Genomic DNA, 8948 nt, shown 5'->3' with positions numbered 1-8948 from the left:
CGCACCACGGCCGGCAGCCGCGGCTCGGCCTGCTGCACCCGGTTCTGCACCAGCTGCGTCGCCTTGTCGGGATCGGTGCCGAGCTTGAAGGTCACCGTCAGTGTCATCGCGCCGTCGGTGGTCGCCTGGCTGCTCATATAGAGCATGTCCTCGACGCCGTTGATCTGCTCCTCGATCGGGGTCGAGACCGTCTCCGCGATCACCTTCGGATTGGCGCCGGGATAGTTCGCGCGGACCACCACCGAGGGCGGCACCACGTCGGGATATTCCGAGATCGGCATCGCAAACAGCGAGATCAGCCCGCCGAGGAAAATCAGGGTCGACAGCACGCCAGCGAAGATCGGCCGGTCAATGAAGAACTTGGAGAGGTTCATGGCTTGGCTCGTCTGTAAATTCGTCGATCGAAATCAGCGCCTGCGCGCGAACGACTTGAATCGGAGTAGTAGCTCCGGTGGCAGTCCACCCTCTTCCCTTGTGGGAGAGGGTGCCGGAGATGCGAAGCATCGAAGCCGGGTGAGGAGTTCTCTCGGCATTCGCGCACGTGGATGGAGACCCCTCACCCGCCTCGCTTCGCGAGGCACCCTCTCCCACAGTGGGAGAGGGTTGACCGTTGTCATGGCGAACAGCTCGCCATTCTCTTGTCAGCGCTGCGCCAACTGCTTGCTGCCGGAGGAAGCCGTCGCGTCATCCCGTGCGCCCATTGCTGCCACCTGAACCTTCAAGAGAGCGCCCGGACGCACGCGCTGCAGGCCGTTGACAACGACGCGGTCGCCGGCCTTGAGGCCGGAGGTGACGATGCGCAGGCCGTCGACATTGCCGCCGAGCGTGACCGCGCGATACGCGGCGCGCTCGTCATCGCCGGCCACCATGACGAACTTCTTGTCCTGGTCGGTGCCGATGGCGCGCTCATCGACCAGCACAAGGGACTGCTGTTTCGGCTGGCCCATCCGCACCCGCGCGAACTGACCGGGGATCAGCCGGCCGTCCTCGTTCTTGAACACGGCGCGAACGCGGATCGTGCCGCTCTGGCCGTTGACCTGATTGTCGATCAACTGGATGTGGCCCTTGGCGGAGCTGCCGCCGGAGACCGTCATCTCGACCGGAATGCGATCGAGATTGCCGCGCTGGCCGGAGGCGTCGGCGATCGAATGCAGTGCTTGCAGCACGACCTCTTCGTCGGCGTCGAAGCTCGCATAGATCGGGTTGACGGAGACCAGCGACGTCAGGGCAGGGGACGCCGAGCCGGCGGCGACGAGATTGCCGACGGTGACCTCGATCCGGCCGACGCGGCCGTCAACGGGCGCGCGCACCTGGGTGTAGTCCAGGTTGAGCTTTGCCGTCTGGAGCGTCGCCTCAGCTGCCTTGACGTTGGCGATCGCTTCGCGATTGCCGTTGTCGCGCTGGTCGTAGTCGCGGCGGGTCACCACGGCGTTGCCGACCAACTGAGCGCCGCGCTCGAGCTCACCCGCGGCAAAGGCGGCGCGCGCCTTGGCGGCTTCAAGCTGGGCCTGGGCCTTATCGACCTCGGCGGCGTAGGGTGCGGGGTCGATCTTGAACAGGATGTCGCCGGCCTTCACCAGCGCGCCCTCGGTGAAGTTGGTGGCCAGGATCGCGCCGGCGACGCGGGGGCGGACCTCGACGCGGTCGACCGCCTCTAGCCGCCCGGAGAATTCGTCCCAGAGGCTGGCCTGGCGCGGTTCGACCACCGCGACCGTCACGGCGATCGCCTGCTCTGGCGTCGCAGCCTGGGCGGTATTTGCAGAGGTATGAAAATAGCGGTTCCCGGCGACCGAGCCGCCGACGATGAGAGCGCCAGCGATCACGAGGGTGCTGGCGACCTGCCGGACCCGGCTGGTAGGGGAATGTTCGGGCGAAGGCATTAGCGCGCTCCATTAATGTAGTGCGCGCTACAGATGTAGCCCTGGTGTGCCTTCCGCAAGATACTTATGTAACAGATATTATAAAAATGGTAGCCCGGCTGGCGGCGAATGATCCAGATCAAAGAAAGACGCCGTAAAAACAATAAGATAGCGATCAAGCCGCCGACATCGGGTGGCCACCGGCGCAGGGGAGCGAGGCAGGAGTAGGACCAATGGCTATGGGACGTCCCAGAGCATTCGACTGCGACATCGCGCTGGACCAGGCGATGGAGGTGTTCTGGCGCCACGGCTATGAGGGCGCCACCATCGCGCAGCTCACCGACGCCATGGGCATCAATCCGCCGAGCCTCTATGCCGCTTTCGGCAGCAAGGAAGGCCTGCTGAAGGCCGCGCTCGACCGCTACACGGCGCGGCGGGCGGAGTGGATGGACGAGGTGTTGAGCGCGCCGACCGCGCGCGAGGTCGCCGAGCGGATGCTGACCGGCGTCGCCGACAAGCAGACCGATCCGGCCAACCCGCCCGGCTGTCTCCTGGTCCAGGGCGGCATCGCCTGCGGCAGCGGCTCGGCCAGCGTCCCGTTCGAGCTCGCCACGCGGCGGGCGCAAACCGAAGATCATTTGCGCGACCGCTTTGCCCGGGCACGCGACGAGGGCGATTTGAAGCCGTCGGCCGATCCGGCGGCGCTGGCGCGCTATCTCTCGGCCGTCACCGTCGGCATGGGCGTGATGGCGTCCTCCGGTGCCGACCGCGGCGCCTTGCGCGAAGTCGCGGCGGTCGCGATCAAGGCGATCGAGGAGCAGTCGACGCGAACGTAGCGCCCGCGGGGACCGCGGTCTCGTTCGAAAGAAGCGGCGCTCGCAAAGCTCGTTCGTTCGCATCTTGGAGACGTGAGAGCACATCCTCGCGACGCGTGTCGCGTCCGAGTTGGTTGCAGCGACTGCCCTCTGATATCGAGAGGGCGCAGCGAAGGCCGGGTATCCGCTGATACCCATGGTCCGCGTGCAACAAAAAAGCACGCGGCAGAACCACAGGTTCAGCCAATAACCGGCCTTCCCTGCGCAATGGTGTTACGGCTTATACGTGATCTCCTCGGGGACCGGCTTGATTGCCCCCGTCGCCCACGATGCTCGTCAAAGCATCGCAACTTGGTCTCAGCACCGGGAGACCAGGACCACACGATTTCGCCGTACGTGCGGACGTCGCTCGTCCAGCGCCGCTCACACGTCCATCGCAACCCGCCCCGCGTTCGTGACGACGCGTACGTCCCTCTGCTTGAGGCGGGATGCGGGGATAAAAGCACGGATTCTGAAAAATAGAAAGAGAATTATTTTTGCACGGTCGGCTTGACTGGCAAATCAGTGGTGACCCTGCAGGTGCATTGGGCCGTGGGATGAGTTCTGAGCGGACGCATGTCCCTCGCTTGAGTTCGCCGACGCGAGGTCAGGAGCGCACGCGTATCGCGGCATATGCATCATCGGTCCAGCCAAATTCGCGCAGGAAATTGGCATCGGAAAAATCATGGCTGTTCGGCGCGGAACGGCCGTTCCGCTGAACCGCATCGCCGCAGATTGTGGCGACGCGCTCAAGCGTCGGCTCAGGCGGCGGTTGCAGCATCTCGCCGATTCAAAAGGCTGATCAATTCGCCGGCGGGTTTCGGACGGCTAAAGAGATAACCCTGCATCTCGGTGCAACCGAGCTCGCTCAGCTTCTGGCGTTGATCGTCGGTCTCGACGCCTTCGGCAACCGTCGTCATGCTGAGCCGCTGCGCCATCGTGGTGACGGCCTGCACGATCGTGACGCAATCTTCCTTGTCGGCGATCTGATCGACGAACGATTTGTCGATCTTGATCTTGTCGAATGGGAATGTGCGGAGATAGCTCAAGCTCGAATAGCCGGTGCCGAAATCATCGATGGCAATGCGGACTCCGAGCTCCCGCAGGTGGTGCAGCGTCGCGAGCGTCTCGACCGTGTTCTGCATCAGGACCGATTCCGTGACTTCCAACTCGAGCCTGTCAGGCGCAAGCCCGGATGCTCCGAGCGCGGCCGTGACCTGCAGGGCCAGCGTGTCCGGCTTGATCTGGGCCGATGACAGGTTGACGGCAACCGCGATGCCGCGTGGCCAACCGGCCGCGGCGATGCAGGCCTGGCGCAGGACCCAATGTCCGAGCGGTGCGATGAGGCCACATTCTTCGGCGATTGGAATGAAGTCCATCGGAGAAACCATACCGCGCGTCGGATGGTGCCAACGCACCAATGCCTCGCAACATTTCACCTCTCCGCTCTGCAGATCCACGATCGGCTGATAGTACAGCTCGAGCTGCTGCTCTGCGAGGGCGACGCGCAAATCGGCCTCGACCTGGTGGCGGGCCTTCATGCGGATATCGAGTTCTTCCTTGTAGAAGTGGTAGGAGCCGCGCCCGCTTGCCTTTGCGGCATACAAAGCGAGATCGGCGCTCTTGACCAGCTGTTCCTGGTCCATCGCATCGTCGGGCGCTGTCGCGATCCCGATGCTGACCCCGATCACGGCCTCGCTCGCGCCGAGCGAGAATGTCGGCTGCATTGCCTCCTCGACGCGCCGGGCCAGCGCGGCCGAGTCGGCGGGACGCGCCAGCGGCGTTTGCAGGATCGCGAACTCGTCGCCGCCGAGTCGTGCGATCATGTCGGTCTCACGAACGCAGCCGCGCAACCGGTCCGCGACTTGGCGCAGCAATTCGTCGCCGATCGAATGTCCGAGTGTGTCGTTGACGCGCTTGAAATGATCCAGGTCGAGGTACAGCAGCGCCGACTTTTCACCGCGCTTGGCACGGGCCAGGGCGTGCTCGAGCTCGATGGCGAACAGCGCGCGGTTGGGCAGGCCAGTGAGCGTGTCGTGGTGGGCCAAGTGATGAATTTCTTCCTTGCCGCGATCCCGCGCGATTTCGGCACGCCGCATATCGCGGTAGAACAGCGCCGATCCGATCATCAAAGCGAGCAGCGCGGCACTTCCGCTTGAAAGCAAATAGCGGCTGGCATTCCGCGACTGCGTCTGCATCTTGTCGAGTTCCGACGCCACCTTCCCGTTGGTCAGGTTGACCACGCTGTTCATGTAGTTGGTGATCCGCACATAACTGCTGCTGGCCTTCAGCATTTCAAGCGGAGCAAGCTGGATGTTGACGGTGCAGAGATCCACGACCGAGAACAGGGACGCGCGATAGACGGAAAGTTCGTGGTCCGCAGCCGCGTATACCGATAGCGCCTGCGTCTCGTTCTGAAAGGAGGAGCGGAGCTCCTTGTAGCGCGCATCGATCGCGCGGATCGTATCGATGGCCTGCCGCCCGCGCTCGAACACCGCCTCCTCATCGAGCTTGTGCTCGATGGCACCCGTCAGCAGGTCCGACAGCTGCACCTGGTTTTCGGAGAGCAGCAGCATCAGCCGGCCCAGGCTTTCGAGGCGTGCGATCTGCTCCTGCTCAATCTGCCGCACCACCGCTTCCTGCTGACGGAATGCGCTCCAGAACTGGATGCAGACTGCAAGCAGGACGAAAAAGGCAAGCGCCGAGCTACCTATCAGCCGCGCGCGGAGAGTGCCAAAACGGAAACTCATGATCATCTAGGGCTGAGAGGAGACCACGATGCGTGGACGGCGCTGTTCATCAGTCTGCGGCGGCCTGTTCAAACGCGGCGGGATCGATTGACCCGACCGGCTCAAAGCTGCCGTGTCCGTCGGGCCGGAACACCAGAGCACCGCCCTCATATTTCGGCCAGAGCCCGGTGGCTTCCTTCAGATTGGTCGTGTGTCCGACCAGCACGGTATTGGATTGGACGGGCGGTGGGTTCGCAAGCATCTTCCTGAGCTCGTCCGCCGCATGGCCGAGCTCCTCCTTGGGCAGCGCCAATGTGTACACCAATGCCGGCGGGCTCTTCGGCTGAAGGTCTGGAAATGCGAGCTTGGCCGTTTCACTTGCCCGGCAGACCGGGCTCGTCAGGACCTGGTCGACGGGGACATGGAGCGCCTTGAATGCAACCCCGATCTTGCCCGCATGAACGCGTCCCGCGTCTGAGAGCGGGCGTTGCTTGGCGCAATCGGTCAAGTCGATCGGCTCGGCGTCGCTCCGCGAGGTGTCGCTTAGATCGTGCCGCAGATAAATGACATAACCGCCATCCCTGAGCGCGCTCAGCATGGCAGCGCCTTTGAGTTCCGCTGCGGAACTCGCAGCATGGGGATGGAAGAGAATGGCAGCCGCTGCTGCGAGTACGAGCCGACGCATCTTGAACCTCAGAATGGCATTCCAAGACCGTAGCGCTGCCGAGTTAAAGAACAGGATGGAGCGATGGTTACCCTTGCGTCAAAGGCGTGACGGCTTCTCGCGTTTGCGCTGGGGCGGCGGCATCGTCGCTGCCTGAATGGAAAAAGATTTGGAGCCGCGCAGCTACGCATGCAGGAGCGCACGGCCATGTCCTCAGCTGAACGGATAAAGCGTTACAGCCTCCCGGGCCGCTCAGTCCCGGTGCCTTCGGCGCTCATGACGATCCGGCCTGTCCTGAAACACCGTCCGCATGATTCCGGCGAACAGCAAGGCCGCGACCGGCCAGTGAAACCAGACCCGGTGCAGGCCGGTGAAGACATTGATCAGAAGCAAAAAGCCAGAAATCACGAGGGGGATGGCAAGGGGGCGCGGCAGGCTTGCGAATTGAGCCGGGATCGAGCTCATCCAATTGGTGGGCTGATCTCCGTCACGCATCGATCGCGCGCCGGCTTCCGGACCGGCAAAGGCTCTCGCCTGGAAGGCGCCGTCGTCGAGCCGAACGCCGGCGTGGCTGCCCACGGTGACGCGATAGCTGGTGACGGGCGCAACGTTCTTCAGCTGTTGCTGGCCGAGACAGTCGAAGCCGACGGATAGTTTGTTGTGCACTTGGTCGTAGACCGGGGCAGAGACCACGATGCCGCCGGGGTCGGCCAGTTCCTGCAGCCTTGCGGCGATGTTGACGCCGTCGCCGAAGATGTCGGAGCCGTCCACCATTACATCGCCGAGATTGATGCCGATGCGAAACTGCATGTGGCCGGCGGAAGACGACGTCGATTGCAGACTGATTTCCTGCTGAATCTCGACCGCACACTGCACGGCCTCGACGACGCTGGCGAACTCGGCGATCACGGCATCGCCCCAGGTATTGACGACGCGCCCCTCGTGGCGCTCCACTAGTCCTGCAATGGCCGTGCGGTAGCGACGCAGCGTCTCCAGCGTTGCCGCTTCGTCTGCTGCCATGAGGCGAGAATAGCCGTGCACGTCCGCGCACAGCACTGTGGTCAACCGCCGTTTCAACTTCTCGTCCGTCATGGACCGCATGGTAGCCTCACTGGCTGCAAAATGCATCAGGCATCGTTTGCCGGCGCGGCGGTTTGGAAGCCGCTCCTGGTTCTGAGGCGAAGACGGCTCGAACCAGCACACAACCCGGTTGAGCGCGCTCCCAGCTCCCCTGAACGCGCAGCATGGGGCTGCCAAATCTCCGGCTTGTCCGCGGGCGACGAGGCGAGCTATCCCGAGTCAAATCCGGGCGCGCGAGGCCTCGAAGGCTTTGCGCGCAGATTGTCTCCTGCCGTCTTTCTCCGGGCCGAGTTTTTTCACCCGCCACAACTGTTCGAAATGAAGCCATACGATAATAAAGCCTGGCTCCTGGTGCTTCCTGCCCTGGCGATCATGACCTGCGTCGGCATCCTGCCGCTGGTGGCCGTGACCAATTATTCCTTCCTCGACATCTTCGACCTGCGCAATCCCACCTGGGTCGGTGTCGACTGGTACCGCAACATCGTCATTTCGCAGCGATTCTACGGCAGCCTGGGGCGAAGCTGCCTGTTCTCAGCCATGATCCTGTCGGTGCAGATGCCGCTGGGCATCTGGATCGCGCTGCTGCTGCACCGATCGAATCGATACATCGTCAGCACGGTGCTGGTCCTGGTCACCGTGCCGCTGGTGGTTCCCTGGAACATGATCCCGGTGATCTGGCTCAACTTCATCAATCCCGGGGTCGGTCTTGCGGGCCGCGCTATGGCATGGCTTAACATCGGCTTCGACTACAAATTCACTGCCCTGCACACCTGGATCGTACTGATCGTGATGGATACGTGGCATTGGCTGGGATTGGTCGTCGTGCTGTCCTATGCGGGAATCTCCAGCGTGCCGTCGTCCTATTATCAGGCGGCGGCCATCGATGGCGCGTCGCGATGGCAGATCTTTCGCTTCATCCAGTTGCCGAAAATGCAGGCCGTGCTCTCGATGGCGCTGCTGCTTCGCTTCATGGACAGCTTCATGATTTATATCGAGGCATTCCGCATCAATGCCGGCGGTCCTGACGGCGCGACGTCGTTCCTGAGCCTCGACCTCGGTGAGGATATCCAGTCCTTCAACTACGGGCCGGCCGCCGCGCGCTCGATCGTCTACTTCCTGATCGTCATGACAGTCGCGTGGGCGTTCAGGACGGCAACGAGTACCCGCAAACCGGTTGCCGCGGAGCTGGTCGGATGAAGTCGCTGTCCTTGGGACGGATCGCCGTCTTCGCCGTGCTCGCCGCCTTCATCCTGGTCCCGCTGGCGCAGACCATCATCATCAGTCTTGTGTCGACGCTGCCGAGGGACGGAATCCCCGAGGGGCATTTCAGTCTCATCAACTACCAGAACATTCTCCAGTCGGCTGTTCTGAAGCAGGCGATCCTCAATTCCGCCATCTACGTCGTGTTGAACGTCGCGCTCTGCCTTGTCGTCGGATTGCCGGCCGCCTACGCCTTTTCCCGCTACAGCTTCGTCGGCGATCGCCAACTGTTCTTTCTGCTGCTGGTGTTCCGCATTACGCCCACCGTCGTGCTGTCGCTGCCGATCTTCGTCCTGTTCTCCCAGATCGGCCTGGAGAACACCCCGGTCGGGATCGCGCTGGTTCACTGCGTTTTCAACATTCCGATCTCGATCTGGATCTTGGAAGGGTTCATCTCGGCGGTGCCGCGCGAGCTGGATGAGACGGCATTCCTCGACGGCCATTCGCTTGCCGGCTTTTTCGTCCGTCATCTCGTTCCGGCCATTGCGCCCGGCATCGGCGT

At 63.0% G+C, this 8948-nt stretch carries 8 protein-coding genes; 3 read left to right on the top strand and 5 right to left on the bottom strand.

All coding sequences use genetic code 11. The annotated features are described in order from the left end of the window. Nucleotides 1-374, bottom strand: a 374-nt coding sequence (locus WA702_RS30510) for an efflux RND transporter permease subunit (RefSeq protein ID WP_425114253.1), incomplete at its 3' end; no start/stop codon positions are given. A gap of 267 nt (nt 375-641) precedes the next feature. After that, nucleotides 642-1880, bottom strand: a complete 1239-nt coding sequence (locus WA702_RS30505; protein ID WP_425114252.1) for an efflux RND transporter periplasmic adaptor subunit — start codon at nt 1878-1880, stop codon at nt 642-644. 212 nt (nt 1881-2092) lie between these two features. On the opposite strand from WA702_RS30505, the gene WA702_RS30500 reads away from it, so the two are divergent. Further along, on the top strand, nt 2093-2695 hold the full coding sequence (locus tag WA702_RS30500; protein WP_425114251.1) for a TetR/AcrR family transcriptional regulator: 603 nt from the start codon (nt 2093-2095) through the stop codon (nt 2693-2695). 779 nt (nt 2696-3474) lie between these two features. Here the strand turns inward: WA702_RS30500 and WA702_RS30495 are convergent. The 3 genes from WA702_RS30495 to WA702_RS30485 form a co-directional block, all read right to left on the bottom strand. Next, nucleotides 3475-5463: a putative bifunctional diguanylate cyclase/phosphodiesterase gene (locus tag WA702_RS30495; protein ID WP_425114250.1), complete on the bottom strand. Its 1989-nt coding sequence runs from the start codon at nt 5461-5463 to the stop codon at nt 3475-3477. 49 nt (nt 5464-5512) lie between these two features. Beyond that, a complete protein-coding gene (locus tag WA702_RS30490) occupies nt 5513-6040 on the bottom strand; it encodes a hypothetical protein (RefSeq protein ID WP_425114249.1) in 528 nt (175 codons plus the stop codon). Between the two features lie 318 nt (nt 6041-6358). Then, nucleotides 6359-7198, bottom strand: a complete 840-nt coding sequence (locus tag WA702_RS30485) for an adenylate/guanylate cyclase domain-containing protein (protein WP_425114248.1) — start codon at nt 7196-7198, stop codon at nt 6359-6361. Here WA702_RS30485 and WA702_RS30480 point away from each other — a divergent pair. Further along, nucleotides 7142-8383, top strand: a complete 1242-nt coding sequence (locus WA702_RS30480; protein ID WP_425114247.1) for a carbohydrate ABC transporter permease — start codon at nt 7142-7144, stop codon at nt 8381-8383. The two genes, WA702_RS30485 and WA702_RS30480, sit on opposite strands and share 57 nt — an antisense overlap. Continuing rightward, a partial coding sequence (locus WA702_RS30475; protein ID WP_425114246.1) for a carbohydrate ABC transporter permease occupies nt 8380-8948 on the top strand: 569 nt, incomplete at its 3' end. The genes WA702_RS30480 and WA702_RS30475, both read left to right, overlap by 4 nt.

Origin of the sequence: Bradyrhizobium sp. (genome assembly GCF_049798375.1) — a bacterium.
In the GTDB taxonomy this organism is placed as follows: domain Bacteria; phylum Pseudomonadota; class Alphaproteobacteria; order Rhizobiales; family Xanthobacteraceae; genus Bradyrhizobium.
The sequence above is the reverse complement of the archived record's forward strand: the minus strand, read 5'-3'. Positions and strand labels throughout refer to the sequence as shown.

What these genes read in the sequence shown, in the direction of transcription:
- WA702_RS30505 (WP_425114252.1), bottom strand. Translation starts at nt 1,880, where the DNA reads ATGCCTTCGCCCGAACATTCCCCTACCAGCCGGGTCCGGCAGGTCGCC.
- WA702_RS30500 (WP_425114251.1), top strand. Translation starts at nt 2,093, where the DNA reads ATGGCTATGGGACGTCCCAGAGCATTCGACTGCGACATCGCGCTGGAC.
- WA702_RS30490 (WP_425114249.1), bottom strand. Translation starts at nt 6,040, where the DNA reads ATGCTGAGCGCGCTCAGGGATGGCGGTTATGTCATTTATCTGCGGCAC.
- WA702_RS30495 (WP_425114250.1), bottom strand. Translation starts at nt 5,463, where the DNA reads ATGAGTTTCCGTTTTGGCACTCTCCGCGCGCGGCTGATAGGTAGCTCG.
- WA702_RS30485 (WP_425114248.1), bottom strand. Translation starts at nt 7,198, where the DNA reads ATGACGGACGAGAAGTTGAAACGGCGGTTGACCACAGTGCTGTGCGCG.